The organism is Chryseobacterium sp. Marseille-Q3244 (assembly GCF_940807095.1).
In the GTDB taxonomy this organism is placed as follows: Bacteria; Bacteroidota; Bacteroidia; order Flavobacteriales; family Weeksellaceae; genus Chryseobacterium.
Map to the genome: position 1 here is coordinate 90494 of NZ_CALNWX010000013.1, position 15638 is coordinate 106131.

At 34.9% G+C, this 15638-nt stretch carries 14 protein-coding genes; 4 read left to right on the forward strand and 10 right to left on the reverse strand.

Translation table 11 applies throughout. The annotated features are described in order from the left end of the window. Positions 1-167 precede the first annotated feature (167 nt). From NBX25_RS19180 to NBX25_RS19215, 8 genes are all read right to left on the reverse strand, one after another. Complete coding sequence (locus tag NBX25_RS19180) at positions 168-839, reverse strand: porin family protein (RefSeq protein WP_250255027.1); 672 nt, start codon at positions 837-839, stop codon at positions 168-170. Between the two features lie 17 nt (positions 840-856). After that, the gene (gene sucD, locus NBX25_RS19185) at positions 857-1729 is read right to left on the reverse strand and encodes a succinate--CoA ligase subunit alpha (protein ID WP_123910440.1); all 873 of its coding nucleotides are present in this window, start codon (positions 1727-1729) and stop codon (positions 857-859) included. A 90-nt stretch (positions 1730-1819) separates the two neighbouring features. Further along, a complete protein-coding gene (locus NBX25_RS19190) occupies positions 1820-2722 on the reverse strand; it encodes a UDP-3-O-(3-hydroxymyristoyl)glucosamine N-acyltransferase (RefSeq protein WP_123910438.1) in 903 nt (300 codons plus the stop codon). A gap of 67 nt (positions 2723-2789) precedes the next feature. Continuing rightward, entirely contained in the window at positions 2790-3356 is a 567-nt protein-coding gene (gene efp, locus NBX25_RS19195; RefSeq protein WP_123910436.1) for an elongation factor P, read from the reverse strand. Between the two features lie 39 nt (positions 3357-3395). Continuing rightward, the gene (lpxA, locus tag NBX25_RS19200) at positions 3396-4190 is read right to left on the reverse strand and encodes an acyl-ACP--UDP-N-acetylglucosamine O-acyltransferase (protein WP_068944369.1); all 795 of its coding nucleotides are present in this window, start codon (positions 4188-4190) and stop codon (positions 3396-3398) included. After that, complete coding sequence (locus NBX25_RS19205; RefSeq protein WP_045500260.1) at positions 4191-5588, reverse strand: bifunctional UDP-3-O-[3-hydroxymyristoyl] N-acetylglucosamine deacetylase/3-hydroxyacyl-ACP dehydratase; 1398 nt, start codon at positions 5586-5588, stop codon at positions 4191-4193. It lies immediately after the preceding gene. After that, on the reverse strand, positions 5581-6612 hold the full coding sequence (lpxD, locus tag NBX25_RS19210; RefSeq protein ID WP_123910434.1) for a UDP-3-O-(3-hydroxymyristoyl)glucosamine N-acyltransferase: 1032 nt from the start codon (positions 6610-6612) through the stop codon (positions 5581-5583). Before lpxD ends, NBX25_RS19205 begins: the two co-directional genes overlap by 8 nt. A 71-nt stretch (positions 6613-6683) precedes the next feature. Continuing rightward, positions 6684-7910, reverse strand: a complete 1227-nt coding sequence (locus NBX25_RS19215; protein WP_123911838.1) for an HD domain-containing protein — start codon at positions 7908-7910, stop codon at positions 6684-6686. A 284-nt stretch (positions 7911-8194) separates the two neighbouring features. On the opposite strand from NBX25_RS19215, the gene NBX25_RS19220 reads away from it, so the two are divergent. The 4 genes from NBX25_RS19220 to NBX25_RS19235 all read left to right on the forward strand — a co-directional run bounded on the left by NBX25_RS19220 (position 8195) and on the right by NBX25_RS19235 (position 12679). Then, entirely contained in the window at positions 8195-9835 is a 1641-nt protein-coding gene (locus NBX25_RS19220; RefSeq protein WP_250255029.1) for a S41 family peptidase, read from the forward strand. 132 nt (positions 9836-9967) lie between these two features. After that, positions 9968-11512, forward strand: coding sequence for a T9SS response regulator signal transducer PorX (gene porX, locus NBX25_RS19225; protein ID WP_123910430.1), 1545 nt, complete (start codon positions 9968-9970; stop codon positions 11510-11512). Between the two features lie 112 nt (positions 11513-11624). Further along, the gene (locus NBX25_RS19230; RefSeq protein ID WP_250255032.1) at positions 11625-11915 is read left to right on the forward strand and encodes a YciI family protein; all 291 of its coding nucleotides are present in this window, start codon (positions 11625-11627) and stop codon (positions 11913-11915) included. Next, positions 11915-12679: an exodeoxyribonuclease III gene (locus tag NBX25_RS19235; RefSeq protein ID WP_250255034.1), complete on the forward strand. Its 765-nt coding sequence runs from the start codon at positions 11915-11917 to the stop codon at positions 12677-12679. The genes NBX25_RS19230 and NBX25_RS19235 overlap by 1 nt, the downstream gene beginning before the upstream one ends. Before the next feature lie 70 nt (positions 12680-12749). Here NBX25_RS19235 and NBX25_RS19240 read toward each other — a convergent pair whose 3' ends face one another. Together NBX25_RS19240 and NBX25_RS19245 are read right to left on the reverse strand one after the other, a co-directional pair. Then, positions 12750-13121, reverse strand: a complete 372-nt coding sequence (locus NBX25_RS19240; RefSeq protein ID WP_103293848.1) for a septal ring lytic transglycosylase RlpA family protein — start codon at positions 13119-13121, stop codon at positions 12750-12752. Between the two features lie 1065 nt (positions 13122-14186). Continuing rightward, positions 14187-14939 carry a hypothetical protein gene (locus NBX25_RS19245; protein ID WP_123910424.1) on the reverse strand — a complete coding sequence of 251 codons (753 nt, stop codon included), beginning with the start codon at positions 14937-14939 and terminating at the stop codon, positions 14187-14189. Positions 14940-15638 lie beyond the last annotated feature (699 nt).

The following is a 15638-nucleotide window of genomic DNA, read 5'->3' on the forward strand; positions in this document are numbered from 1 at the left end:
TTGCTCTTTTTTATTTCTAAAATAAATAATCCTGGTTTTAGCTAAAACTTTCACATCATAGAATACAATGGTTTCATTTACTATCTGACTGGCCAGTTTACTAGTATATGGCATAAAAAATCCCGGAAAGTTATTTCCGGGATTTTTATATATTCTGAATAAATAGTTTATTTGAATATGTAGTTTAAGGTAAGAGCGATCACCTGTTCAGATTTTTTCTTGTCAGAACCACCTTTTTCTTTTCCAAGATTCGGGTAAGTATCTGAAAGACCTAAGTCATATTTTACAGCTACTTCAAGTTGTCTCTTATAGCTATATCCTACACCAAATCCTATCCCCCAGTTAAAGCTATTTGCTTTTCCATTTACACCAGGAGGTTGTGAAGGATCACTTCCATCCGGATAATAATAAGGTCTGGTTGCAGGAGCATCTTTAACATTTTGATTGAGCAAAAAGTTAAATCTAGGTCCTAAAAATCCAAAGAACTCAGATTCTGATTCTGAAAAGTACCCTTTGAAATAAAGAGGTACACTCAAATAGTTATTAGCATATACTGCGTTATAACCACTCGCATTCTTAGCGTCACTATCTTTCCCAGTTTCTCCTGCCCCGTAGTATAGAACTTCAGGTTGGATATAAAACTGGTTTGTTTTTCCTACGGGAATTAAAGCCAAAGCTCCACCTTGAAAGGCGTATCTTGGGCCTGAAGGATTATGGGCATTTGAAACTCTTGAATAGTTTAATCCCGCTGTAACCCCGAATCTTGTATTTTTCCATTGCACTTGTGCAAAGGATAAAGTGGAAAGGGTTAAAGCTGAGGCTAATAAAAGTTTTTTCATATTGTTTGGTTTTTATATTATCCTAGAATTTTCGCTACAGTAGCACCGATATCTGCAGGAGAATCAACAACGTTGATACCATTCTCTCTCATGATTTCCATCTTTGCCTGAGCTGTATCTTCTGCACCTCCTACGATAGCACCAGCGTGTCCCATTGTTCTTCCTTTTGGAGCTGTTTGTCCAGCGATAAATCCTACAACTGGCTTAGTAGATCCACTAGCTTTATACCATCTAGCAGCTTCTGCTTCAAGTCCTCCACCGATTTCACCAATCATTACAACAGCTTCAGTTTCAGGGTCGTTGATGAATAATTCAAGAGCTTCTTTTGTAGTTGTTCCGATAATTGGGTCACCACCAATACCGATTGCTGTAGAAATACCGTAACCTGCTCTTACTACCTGATCAGCAGCTTCGTAAGTAAGGGTTCCTGATTTTGAAACGATACCTACTTTCCCTTTTTTGAAAACGAAACCTGGCATAATACCAATTTTAGCTTCTTCAGAAGTAATGATTCCAGGGCAGTTTGGTCCGATTAATCTGCAGTCTCTGTCAGCGATGTAAGATTTTACTTTTACCATATCAGCTACAGGAATACCTTCAGTAATACATACAATTACTTTGATCCCTGCTTCAGCAGCTTCCATGATAGCGTCTGCTGCGAATGCCGGTGGTACGAAAATAATACTTACGTTTGCTCCTGCTTTTTCAACAGCGTCAGCTACTGTGTTGAATACCGGTTTTCCTAAGTGCTCGCTTCCTCCTTTTCCTGGAGTAACACCACCTACTACATTTGTTCCGTATTCAATCATCTGACCAGCGTGGAAAGTTCCTTCGTTCCCTGTAAATCCTTGTACAATTACTTTAGAATCTTTGTTTACTAAAATTGACATTTTATTGTTGTTTTAATTTATTTATTATTTTATTAATGCTCACAAATTTACTCAAATTTCTTTGATTTTGGACAAAACCTTTGGAATTGTTTATTTGAGATTTCTCAGCTTTACTTCTTTTTTCAGATAAGTTTTGAAATCTTCTGCAAACATGCCGATATAGGTTCCTTTTTCAAGGTCTCTGTTCACTCCGGTTTTCCCTAAAAGCACAGATCCGCTCTCGATTTTATTCCCGGAAGCAATTCCCACTTGTCCCCATAAAGTTACTTCATCTCCAATGATACAACAGCCGGCAATTCCAACCTGAGAGGCTATCAGACATTTTTTCCCGATTACAGTATCATGTCCTATCTGAATCTGATTATCCAACACTGAACCTTCACCAATGATAGTAGAATCTGTAACCCCTCTATCAATGGTACATCCATTACCTATTTCCACATTATTTTCAATCACTACATTTCCTACAGAAATTAAGCGGTCAAAATTCCCATTTAATTTTCTGTAATAGAAGGCATCACCTCCTAATACTGTATTAGACTGAATGATTACATTATCTCCGATAACAGTTCTGTCACCGATCACAACATTTGGGAAAATTAAGGTATTTTTTCCAATCTTCACATTGTTTCCAATGACTGCAGAGGAGTGAATTTTTGTTCCTTCCCCAATTTCCACATCATGAAGTTGTTCTGTAAAGTTGTAAATTCTTGTAAAGTGGGTATTGATCTTATTAAAGTCTCTGAAAGGATCTTCAGAAACAAGAAGTGCTTTACCTTCGGGACAATCTACTTCTTTATCAATTAAAATGATAGTTGCAGCAGAATTTAGTGCCTTGTCATAATATTTAGGATGATTCACAAAAACGATATCACCAGGTTTTACCATGTGAATTTCATTGGTTCCCAATACTTCAAAGTCTTCAGGGCCAATAAATTTTGAGCCTATTAAATCTGCAATCGTTTTAAGCTTTTGTGGAGAATGGAATCTCATAACAATAGATTTTCTTATAAAACAAAATTCGGAGTGCTAATGCAAACCGAATTTATGTAAATTTTATTTATTCTTTTACTCTTTCTAAGTAGCTGCCGTCTTCAGTGCTCACTTTAATTTTGTCTCCCGGTTCAATGAACAACGGCACCATTACTCTTGCTCCTGTTTCAACGATTGCGTTTTTAAGAGCATTGGTTGCAGTGTTTCCTTTTACACCCGGATCAGCTTCAATGACATCCAGATATACTGATTGTGGAAGTTCAGCAGAAAGCGGAGTTTCATCAGCTTCTTTCAAAATGATTGTTACTTCTTCACCTGCTTTCATCAAGTTTGAGTTTTCAATCATATCTTTATTTAAATATAACTGAGAAAAATCATCGTTATTCATGAAGTGGAATCCGTTCTCATCATCATAAAGATACTGGAACTTTCTTGTGATTACTTTTACTTCTTCAATTTTGTGACCTGCAGAGAATGTATTATCTAATACTTTTCCATTTGTCACAGATTTTAATTTTGTTCTTACAAATGCAGGACCTTTTCCTGGTTTTACGTGAAGGAACTCAATTACTTTAAAAATATCATTGCTGAATTCGATGCAAAGACCTTTTCTGATATCGTTACTTGTTGCCATTAATATATATTATCTTTTTTTACTTAATTTTTAGCACTTTTAGTTGCTGTCTTTTCCTGTACCGTATCCTTTCACAATACCTCTTGGTGAGTTCTGGATAAATTGAAGAATCTCATCTCTTTCTGCCGTTGGAAGCATTTCTTTTTCAATATAAGCTAATGCTTGGGAAACGTTCATCTTCATTTGGAAAATAGCTCTGTAAATCTTTTGAATTTCAAAAATTTTCTCATTGGAAAAACCTCTTCTTCTAAGCCCTACCGAGTTAATACCAGCATAGGAAATAGGATCTCTTGCTACTTTTACATAAGGTGGAACGTCTTTTCTGATCAAAGACCCTCCGGAAATCATCGTATGTTTTCCGATCTTACCAAACTGCTGAACAGCAGATAATCCTCCCATTACAGTAAAGTCTCCGATCTCAACATGTCCTGCAATACCGCAACCATTGGCAATAATTACATTATCTCCTATGATACAGTCATGCGCAACGTGGGAAGTAGCCATAATAAGACAGTTGCTTCCTACTTTGGTATACCCTAAAGCTTTTGTTCCTCTATTTATTGTTACACATTCCCTTAAAGTAGTATTATCTCCAATAATGGTTCGTGTATCTTCACCATCGAACTTTAAGTCCTGAGGAATAGCAGAAATTACAGTCCCGGGAAAAATTTTACAATCCTTCCCTATTCTTGCTCCATCCATGATGGTAACATTTGGACCAATCCATGTTCCTTCTCCAATTTCTACGTCCCCTGCAATTGTAGTAAATGGTTCTACGATTACATTTTTGCTGATTTTCGCACGTTTATCTACGGCTGCTAACTGATGAATCATTTAATCAACTTTATTTTTTGCAACTTGAGCCATAAGCTCTGCTTCTACTGCCACTGTATCTCCTACATATCCGTACCCCTGCATGTGCACAATACCTCTTCTGATAGGTTCTATTAATTCAATTTTAAATATAAGTGTATCTCCCGGAATTACTTTTCTCTTGAATTTCACTTTATCAATCTTGATAAAATAGGTAGAATAGTTTTCTGGATCAGGAACACTTGCTAAAACTAGAATACCACCTGTCTGAGCTAAAGCTTCAACCTGAAGAACTCCAGGCATTACTGGCTCTTTAGGGAAATGACCAACGAAGAAAGGTTCATTCATTGTTACATTTTTCAATCCTACTACATGAGAGTCTGAAAGTTCTAGAACTTTATCAATTAATAAGAACGGAGGTCTGTGAGGCATTAGCTTCATGATTCCGTTGATATCGAATACCGGTTCTTTTGTTAAGTCAAAATCCGGAACGTTTTTCTTTTTCTGCAATTTCCACTGACGGTTTAATTTTTTTGCAAATTGAGTATTTACAAAATGTCCAGGTTTGTTAGCAATAACCTTACCTTTAATTTTTACCCCTGCCAAAGCTAAATCACCAATTACATCCAGTAATTTGTGTCTTGCCGCTTCGTTAGGATAGTTTAGGTTAAGATTATCAAGAATACCGTTGGGTCTGATGGATACATTATCTTTACCAAAGGCTTTTTTCAATTTTTCTGTAGTTTCCGGAGTTAAATCCTTATCTACATAAACGATCGCATTGGAGATATCTCCTCCTTTGATCAATCCGTGGTCTAAAAGCATTTCCAATTCATGTAAGAAACTGAATGTTCTTGCAGAAGAGATTTCGTCTTTAAACTCGGAAATATTTTTAAGGGTAGCATTTTGAGTTCCTAACACTTTAGTCCCAAAATCTACCATGGTAGTTACTTCGTAAGTATCTGAAGGAATAATTGTGATTTCCGAACCTGTAGCCGGATCACTGTAAGTAAGCACTTCTTTTACAACCAAATATTCTCTGGCCACATTCTGATCTACAACTCCTACACTTTCGATAGCTTCTACAAAATACTTTGATGATCCATCTAAAATAGGAGGCTCAGATGCGTCCATTTCCAACACTGCATTGTCTATATCACAACCTACTAAAGCTGCCAAAAGGTGCTCACAGGTAGTAATTTTTACGCCAAGCTTTTCTAATGTTGTACCTCTTTCTGTTGCTACTACATAATTAACATCAGCTTCAACCTGAGGGTGTCCCTCTAAATCGGTTCTTACAAATACAAATCCCGTGTTTTCTTTTGCGGGTTTGATGGTAAGTTTTACTTCTTTACCAGTATGAAGGCCTATTCCAGAAAGGGTTACTTCTTCCTGAAGCGTTTTTTGCATATCACTCATTAGTATTATCTTTTGAGTTATTCTCAAGATTATTTATTCTGTTAACTATTTCAGGGAAATTTCTGAAATGAACATAGCTTCTTAAATAGTCATTATAGCTGATTGCCGGTGAACCATATAAAGTTTCTCTATCGTTAACACTTGAATTCACACCACTTTGGGCCTGAATTTTCACTTGGTTTCCGATTTTGATATGTCCGACAACTCCTACCTGACCTCCAATTTGATTCCAGTCTCCGATGGTAGTAGAACCTGCAATTCCAGCTTGTGCTGCAATGACATTATTCTGTCCTATTTTCACATTATGGGCAATCTGGATCAGATTATCAATTTTTGTCCCTTTTCCAATGATGGTAGAACCTATTGTTGCTCTGTCAATACTACAGTTTGAACCAATTTCTACATCATCTTCTATGATTACGTTTCCTAGCTGTGGAATTTTTTTGAAGCCTTCAGCAGTGGGCTGAAACCCAAAACCATCTCCTCCTACTACTGTATTGGAATGAATAACACAATTGTCCCCAATAATACAGTAATCGTAAATTCTGGCACCACTGTCTATTTTACAGTTTTTACCAATTTTTACTCCTTTACCAATATATACATGTGGATAAATTTGTGATCTATCCCCGATCTTAGCTTTCTCAGAAACATATGTAAACGCTCCTATATACACTTGATCACCTATCACAGCTGAATCATGGATGGATGAACCATCTTCAATACCTTCTTTTCTTCCTCTCATCTCCTGATATAAATTCATCAGAATCTGAAAAGATAGATAGGCATCTTTTACTACAATTAAGGTTGGGTTATAACTATTTTCGTTCAGAAGTTTTTCCGAAACGATGATTACGGAGCATTTTGAGGTATCTAAAAAATGAGAAAATCGATCTTGTGCTATAAAAGAAAGATGTCCTGATTCTCCATTTTCAATTGGAGAAACCCCTGTAATAAGTGCGTTCTCATCACCTATTATTTTTCCGTCAATAAAACTTGCAATTTGCGAAGCTGTGAATTCCATATTCTGCAAAGATAAGAAATTCTATAATTTGCAAACATTTTTTGATTTCAGATATTCAATTTTAATATTATTTAAGAATCCAAGCGAGAGATATCTCTTGGAAACATAAGGATATAGCGTGTTGTTTTATTTACCATCAACCCTGATAAAAGCTGATCTTCTGATTCGTGTAGTTTCATTCTTTTACCATTTTTCTGCAATAAATAAATCGGCTGCTTTTCAGTATCGTAAGGTAAAAGTTTCCTTTTGATCTCATAAACCAATTCTTTCCCGTTATCAATTCCAAAAAAATCATTGGTGATTTTTGTTTTTTCTTCAATAATCTTCTCATTAAAAGGGTGTGATGAAATAATAGTCTTCGGAAGGTTTCTCTGAATAACACTTTTACACCAATAGGATAAAACAAAATCATCAGAATTCTGCCATTCTTTCATAGCCTGAATCACATCATTATCATCTAATCTTGTAAATCTTTCTATATCTTCATCTGTTGCTGCACTCTTTCCACGGTACAAAAAATATTTCAGATTTTCTGTTGCTGGAAGTTCAATCCCCTGAGAAATCAGATATTTTGCTCTTTCAAGAATCTTTACCAACAGGAATTCAGCTAAGGCTGAGGTTTTATGATAATATACCTGCCAGTACATAAACATTCTGGCCGTTAAAAAGTTTTCTATAGAATAAATTCCTTTTGCATCAATAACCAGTTCTCCTTCTTCACACACATTCATCATGGAAATAATTCTCTGGGTATTAATATTCCCTTCAGATACGCCTGTAAAAAAGCTATCTCTTTTCAGATAATCTAATCTGTCCACGTCCAATTGAGATGAAATCAGCTGGTTAAAAAACTTCCTATGATATTGTCCCTGAAACATTTCAATAGCCATGGATAGCTGACCATTAAATTCTTCGTTCAGTTTATTCATCAGCAATAAAGAAAGTTTTTCATGATGCCAGTCATCCATCAGCATACTCTCCAAAGCATGGGAAAACGGTCCGTGTCCGATATCATGCATTAAAATAGCCAACATCGCTCCTTTTTCCTCTTCTTCAGAAATCTTAACCCCTTTCTGCTTTAAGGTTTCCAAAGCAGTAAACATCAAATGCATCGCACCCAATGCATGATGAAACCTTGTATGTGTAGCACCTGGAAAAATCAGATTTAAAAGACCGGTTTGCCCAATCCTTCTCAATCTTTGAAAATAGGGATGTTCAATAATATCAAATAAAATTTCGTGAGGAATCTTGATAAATCCATGAACAGGATCGTTGATAATTTTTAGCTTATTCTGCATTGGAACGTCTGTATGAATAAACAAAGTTAGGGATTTTTAATTTGAAGGATGATTAAATTAGTATTAAAAGGCTGGAAACAGGAAGAGGGAAGTTATTGTTCACAACAAGCCGTGAATGCCAATTCATTTTGAGAATAAATGATAGGTACAGACTTGTTATCATAACGAACCTCTATTAACTTCCCTCTTCTGGTTCACGCTTCCTTACCTTTTCCCATATTCATCAAAAAACCTTTGCGGTTCTTGCCTTAATCACTTATCTTTGAGAAAACTCAATTCTTTTGATGAGAAAACGTTTTCTTTTCATTTTTTTATTTTTAAGTCTTCATTTTTCCGCACAGGTTTTATCTGAAAATCAAAAACTGGAATCCCTTTGCAGAGTTTGGGGATTTCTAAAATATTATCACCCTCAAGTAGCAAAAGGAAATCTGAATTGGGATCTGCAACTTTTCAAAAAAATTAATGAACTTGAAAGAATCAATGACAAAGCAGCGTTGAACGATTTATATTCCCGTTGGATTGAAAGTCTTGGAAAGATCAATGAGTGTACAGAATGTCTACAAGAAACTGATAAAACATATTTCCTGAAAAACTTTGATCTGAGCTGGATCAAGAATTCAGATATATTCACTCAAGCCACGTCTCAGAAACTTCATTATATTGAAAACAACCGTAACATCGGTAACAATCATTATATAGGAAAAGGAGGGAGAAAAATATTTTTCAGAAATGAAAATTCTTATGGATCAAAATTCACTTCCAAACAGATCAGTTTATTAGAGCTGTTCAGATATTGGAATTACGTGGAGTATTTTTTTCCTTATAAATATGAAACGGATCAAAACTGGAATGATGTTCTTACCGAAATGATTCCAAAATTTCTTACGATTAATAATGACCAGGATTATCAATTGACTTTGGCTGAACTGGTGACAAAGACTGATGACTCCCATGCCTTTCTTTTTTCACCATTAATTAGTCTTCATCAATATGGAAACAGAAAACTTCCGGTAGAATATTCCTATGCAGAAGGGAAATTAGTTATTACAAAGATTAACGACAATCGATTTCATGAAAAAACGCCATTCAATATTGGTGATGTTATTTATGATGTAAATGGAAAAACAATTCCTCAAATGGTCAACAGCCTCGGAAAATACATTCCTGCCTCCAACTCCTGGGGAAAAGTAAATAAGGTAAAAAGTAAACTTCTTTTCAGTAGTAGCGATTCGCTTTCCGTTAAACTAGAAAGAAACGGACAGAATATGGAGGTAATTGCTAAAACTTATTTTATTAAAGATATTATTATCAAGAAAGTTCCGGCTCCTCAAAAATGGGAGTTCCTGGATGAGGAAAAAAAAACAGGCTACGTCCATATGGGAATCCTTGCTAAAGATGATGTGAGTGAAATGTACAGAAACCTAAAATCTGCGGAATCAATCATTTTTGATCTTAGAAATTATCCCAAGCTTACCATCATCCCTCTAAGTGAACTGCTACTCCCCCAATCCACCACTTATTATCAGTTCAACTTCCCGGAAACAAATTATCCTGGTAAATTTTATAGCAGAAAGAACAATATTGGCCGCAAGAATCCCGATTATTATAAAGGAAATGTAATCGTTTTGGTAGACGAAAATACCCAAAGTCAGGCGGAGACTACCACAATGATGTTCAAGAAGCATCCAAAGTCTAAAGTGATCGGCAGCAATACTTCCGGTGCTAATGGAGATATTATCAAGTTTAAAATTGCAGACCTGGATACTTGCTTTACCGGCCTTGGAGCCTACTATCCGGATGGCAGAGAAACCCAAAGGATAGGAATTATTCCGGATATCCTGGTAAAACCAACTGCAGAAGGGCTCAAAAACGGCAAAGATGAAGTTTTGGAAAGGGCTTTGCTATATATAAAAAATAAGAATTAACTCATACAGAAACAGGAAGTGTGATAGGCCATTTCCATTTAACTAATATTTAACTTTTAAACTTCCTATTTTGTGAGATTTTAAAAGGATTTGGTCAACATTTTGATACAATAACCATGTAAAAAATAAATTATGTCAGAAAAGATATTATGGATCGATGATGAAATAGATTTACTTAAACCTCATATCGTATTTTTAGAAAAGAAAGGTTATCAGGTAACCCCTGTTAACAATGTAAATGAGGCTTTGGAACTTATGGATTCAGAGAAATTTGCCCTAACGCTTATTGATGAAAATATGCCTGGTATTTCCGGGCTGGAAGCAATTCCTATGATTAAGGAAAAAGACAACTCCTTAAAAATAGTAATGGTAACCAAAAGTGAAGAGGAACACATCATGGAAGAGGCTATCGGTTCCCAAATTGCAGATTACATCCTAAAACCTGTCAATCCTAACCAGATCTTACTTTCATTAAAAAAGAACCTTCAGCAGGAAAATCTTGTAGAACAAAAAACTATTTTACAATACCAACAAGAATTCAGAAACCTTTCTATGGAACTTTCTTATTTAAGAACCTACCAGGACTGGGCTGAATATTATAAAAAGATACTAAGCTGGGAAATCAAGTTCGATAAAGTGGCAGATAATGAATTTGCGGATCTTCTACAATCTCAAAAGGAGGAAGCTAATATTCAGTTTGCCAAGTTTATTGAAAAAAATTATGCAGACTGGCTTACTGATTCTGATAAACCCCTGATGAGCCATACCCTTTTTAAGGAAAAAGTAAAGCCTGAGGTTGAAAAAGAAAAAGTTCTTTTATTAATGGTTGATAACCTTCGTTACGATCAATGGAAAGTGGTTGAGCCATTATTTACAAAATATTACAATAAAATTTCGGAAGATTATTATTACAGTATCCTTCCAACTGCTACACAATATGCAAGAAATTCCTTCTTTGCAGGTCTGATGCCATCGGAAATTGAAAAACGTTTCCCTGATAAATGGTTTAATGACAATGAAGAAGGAAACAAAAATGAGTTTGAACGTGACTTCCTGGAAGATCAGATGAAGAGAATAGGTCTTGGATCCAAGTCTATGAAATACCTTAAAGTATTGAACGCTGATTTTGAAAGAAAGATCTACGATGATTTCAATCAGCACAAGAACAATGATCTTTTGGTGATTGTTTACAACTTTATTGATATTCTTTCTCACGCTAAGACCGATAATCATATTGTAGACCAGCTTATCCGTGATGATAAAACTTTCCGTTCTTTAACGCTTAATTGGTTTGAAAATTCTTCTTTATTGAAGATTATTAAAACAGCAGCTGAAAACGGTTATAAGTTAGTGATTACCACTGACCACGGAACAGTTTATGTTAAAAAACCAAGCAAAGTAGTGGGTGACAGAGAAACCTCTACTAATATCCGATATAAAACAGGTAAAAGCTTAACGTATGATGACAGTGATGTTTGGGCGATTACCAATCCGGAAAAACTTTTCCTTCCAAAAGGAAATTTAAGTTCAAAATATATTTTTGCTAAAAACAATATATTCCTTGCTTATCCTAAGAACTACAATCATTTTGTAAATTACTATAAAGAAACCTACCAACACGGTGGAATCTCATTGGAAGAATGTATCATTCCTATCAGCATTTTAGAACCCAAGTAGTTTTTTTCATAGTTTATTTAATTTTGGGTTTAAAGCGGGAAAAATCAATTGATTTTTCCCGCTTCTTTTTTTATAGTCTGTAAGAGTTCCTATCTTCGTAAAAAAATAAAAAATGTTCATTATTTCACTTACGTATAAAGTACCTATTGAAAATGTGGAGCGCTATATTCCGGAACATAATTCCTTTCTTCAAAAACATTATGACTTAGGGTTTTTTATTGCTTCGGGAAGAAAAGAGCCAAGAACCGGGGGAATTATTATATGCAGAGCTGCTTCTAAAAATGAGGTTGAGCAGATTATCAAAGATGATCCTTTCCATATCCATCAAATAGCGGATTATGACATTACCGAATTTATTCCCTCGAAATACAACGAAAATTTTAAAATATTTATAGAAAACTAATGAAATTAATTACATACAATGTCAATGGAATCAGAGCCGCGTTTACCAAAGATTTCTTGGGTTGGCTTACAGCTGCAGATCCGGATATAATCTGTATTCAGGAAAGCAAAGCCGGAAACGACCAGATAGACATCGAAAGTCTTGAGAAATTAGGATACCACAGCTATTGGCATTCAGCAGTAAGAAAAGGCTACAGTGGTGTAGGAATTGCCTCCAAAGTAAAACCTAATCATGTGGAATATGGTTGCGGTATTGAAAGTTACGATAATGAAGGAAGAGTCATCCGTGCTGATTTTGATGGATTCTCTGCGATTTCAGTATACGTACCTTCTGCATCGAATATTGAAAGACTTGATTTCAAGATGCAGTTCTGCCATGATTTTCTTACTTATATCAAAAACCTAAAAAAGGAGATTCCCAATCTTATTATATCAGGAGATTTTAATATCTGCCACGAGGCGATTGATATTCACAATCCTGTTGGCTTAAAAAACGTTTCTGGATTTCTTCCTATGGAAAGAGAGTGGATGACCGATTTCATCAATGAATGTGAATTGATTGACAGTTTCAGATTTTTCAACAATGAGCCTGATAATTATACATGGTGGAGCTACAGACAAAATTCAAGGGAAAGAAATAAAGGCTGGAGACTGGATTATAATTTCACTTCTTACAGTTTAAAGAATAAACTTACCCGGGCTGCTATTCTAAAAGAGGCAGTACATTCAGATCATTGTCCCGCCTTATTGGAACTGGATGTATAATATACCTCCATATCTATCAACACAAAAGCCAGCTGAAATCAGCTGGCTTTTTTTAATTTAAATCATAAAATTAATCGACAATTTCATATTCGACCGGAATTGTACCATGGTTGATATCTCCGATCTCATCGAACGCTGCTTTAGACATGTCTAAAGATCTTGATGAATGGAAAGGTCCTCTATCATTAATCCTTACTATTACCTCTTTCCCATTTTTAAGGTTTGTTACCTTAACATTTGTTCCAAATGGAAGCGTTCTGTTTGCTGCAGTAAACTTTGAGTTATCAAAGATTTCTCCGCTAGCAGTTTTTCTACCGTTAAATTTATCGTGGTAGTACGATGCATAACTTGTTTTTTTCGCATCTAAGGCATTACTTGTAAATGAGTAAACACCTAAGGTTGAAATCATCATTATGATTACGAGAATGAATCTTTTCATCATTTTGAACTTTTATTGGTTTTGACAGGGCAAAAGTATCAGGAATCTCATTAACTCCCTATTTCAATTGTTAAAAACTGTTAATAAAATCTAAATTAAATGTTAACTAACCCTGCAACCTCCTATGAATAGAGATTTTAAAGACCATTGTTAAAAAGTGTTAAAAAAATGAGTTAAATGTTAATTTAATTAACTAATTTATGCATAATTCAAATAAAACCAAAACACAAATAATTAATAACCAATAACTTACAAAAACGTAAAATATTAATTAAATGTATAAAACTAATTTTTGAAAGACTAAAAATGTTAAGAGTCTCTACAGCATAAAATAGCTGATAGAATAGCTCTAACGTGACAAATTTTAATTCTAAGGAATTATTTTAACAGCAATATTAGGTTCAAAATTTAAGGTTAATTAATTATTACCTCAAATCATATCCTATTTTTATTCATTATTTATTTAAAAGATCAACTTCTCTTGGTAATTCTCTTTCAAAAATAAGGGTTAAGAATCAGATGAAAAAACTTTTTGCAAGAAAAGTAAACAAGTCTCTTATATGTATATACAATATGCTTCATCTATTTCATATGAAAATCTTATCCCTAAAAAGCATCAAATTATATTTAATACAGTATTTCTTTCCAATTCATTTTTAATTGGTTTTAAAAGGCCATTATCAAATCTTCTCCATTACGAAACCTATCTCTTGAAACGTAAACAATCTAAGTATCCTATATATCAGTAATTAATTCATAACATACTTAAATACCAAAAAATCAAATTAGAATCAATTTTTCTTATTCTTTTAATTTTAACCAGGATTTATTTTAAATGATATCTTGTTCTGATTCTTATCTAATTAACATGAGAGGTATTCTAAATAAAACGTTATCAAAGGATAAAAACCAACGAACTAGCTGCTGGTTTTAATTTGCAATAAAATACTTTTATGCTCTTTCAATTCGACACGGTCATAAAATATTCTGATAACATTTGGGCGGATTAAATAAAAAAACCGATGAAAATTAAATCATCGGCTTCTATAAGTTATAATTAATCAAAAATTAATTGTTTGTTTTTGTATACTCTACAGTATAGTTATATGTTCCTGCAGGATAAACTACAGACATACTTGGTGACCCTGTTACAAAAGAACCATCAGCGGCATATGAATATACACTGTTTGAGTATACATTATTTGTTCCTGACTGATAAATTGTTATTCTATAAAGGCTTCCCGGGCTTGCAATTGCAGCCTGGTTTGAATAGGCTGTAGGAGCTGTAGAAGTTCCACTCGTGGTGAAGGTTCCTCTCTTAGCATATATCTGATTTCCGTTGATTGCTGTATTTGTAGTTGTTTCAGCAGTAGCGATATTCACTCTTGGGCTTGATCCTATTGGCAACCATCTTCCTGTTGAAACAGCAGCACTCCCTGTAGCAGTACCTGCTACTATAGGGTTAGAGAAATAATAAAAACCTGGAGTTACAGCAGAAGCAACAGTTGGATTATTAGTCCCTGTTAACGTGTTCCCTGTTCCTGTATTGTAAACAATCATTCCATCAAAACCTGTAGGAAAATTGATTCCATCCACATTGTCTGTTTTAAATACCCATGTAGTAAGATTAGTTCTTGGATATACTAACCCTTTACCATTTGTATTAGATGAATTGGCACTTGGATCGAAATTTGAACTTGCGTCCAAGAATACATTCTCATCTGTAACTGTAGAAACAGGTTGCTGGTTAGTTGCAATCTGAGCATGGGATAAATTAGATGAAAGGAAACAAAATATGCTAAATAATACTATTTTTTTCATTGTATTGGATTTTTAAATATTAGTTATACGATATTGAAACCCATTTTGTACCATCAGACACAAATTGTTTTCCTCTAAATTGTAGAACAGTAGCAGTACCTGCAAGTGCAACACCATTTGCAGATATTACAGTAACCGTAGTTGCTGATGTATTCTGATTCGAGATTACCACTACTCTACCTGCATTTGTAGCATCAGCAGCAGGTAATGTTATTGTAACTCCTGCAGCAGCAGCTGTTACAATAAGGAAGTCACTATTAGCAACTGTATAAGCAGCACCGGTAACAGATGCAGTAGTCCCTACAATACCTTCGTATCTTTGAGTTCCACCACCACCTACAGGTTTCCAAACGTTATTCCCATTTGTACCATCATAATAATAAAATCCATTAGCTGTAACATTAACTGTTTTACCAGTTCCTGTACCTCCTAGTGCGTTAATAAATACAAGCGCTCCATTTTGAGCACTCGCCGCAGTAGCATTACCATTAGCATAAGCTGCAGTTTTGGCTTCAAGATCAGCTCTTGATAGACGAGGGACTAATAAGGCATCAGGTCTAGTAGCATCCGGTACTAGCTACTACATCTAAAGTCGCGGCAGGTGTGGTTGTGTTAATCCCCACTCGCCCCTGCTGAGCCTTTGAAAGAGCCGTAAAGGCAACGAGCATCGTCGCTGTTAATAAAAATTTTTTCATAAGT